Source organism: uncultured Polaribacter sp. (assembly GCF_947500975.1).
GTDB lineage: Bacteria > Bacteroidota > Bacteroidia > Flavobacteriales > Flavobacteriaceae > Polaribacter.
In genome coordinates, this window is sequence record NZ_CANMUE010000058.1 from 1 (window position 1) to 511 (window position 511).

A 511-nucleotide genomic window follows, 5' to 3' on the forward strand; every position below is an offset into this window, starting at 1 on the left:
GTTCTAGTATAGATTATCCTCAAGTACTTATTGAAATTGCATGGAGAAAATAATAAAAAATTCTAATTTAAAAAAAAATATAGTATTACTCTTAAATTTTATTTTAAGCATTACTATTTATACAACCAATGCACAAGAAATTAGGGTTATTGATAATAAAGGAACTATCACTAAAATTAGAAACAACCAAGTTACAACTTCTGCTACAGCACCAACAACACCTTTAGAAGGTGATTTTTGGTTTGATACTACTACAAACATAAGTAAAATTTATGATGGTACTAGTTGGTTAACGGTAGATGAAGATACTGTAACTAGTAGTGCAACAGCACCAACAATACCAGTAGAAGGTGATATTTGGTTTAATACAAGTAAAACACCAAATACACTTAATGTTTGGGATGGTACACAATGGGAAGAAATAATAAATAATACCTGGTCTTTAAAAGGAAACTCTGGTACATCATCTGCAACAGATTTTGTAGGTACAACAGATGCACAAGCACTTGTA

Annotated in this window: 1 protein-coding gene; it reads left to right on the plus strand. The window is 30.1% G+C overall.

Features of this window, described 5'->3' with window-relative positions; all coding sequences use genetic code 11:
* Positions 1-40: 40 nt before the first annotated feature.
* Positions 41-511: hypothetical protein (locus tag Q0733_RS13005; RefSeq protein WP_298782768.1), on the plus strand; the 471-nt coding region annotated here is incomplete at its 3' end.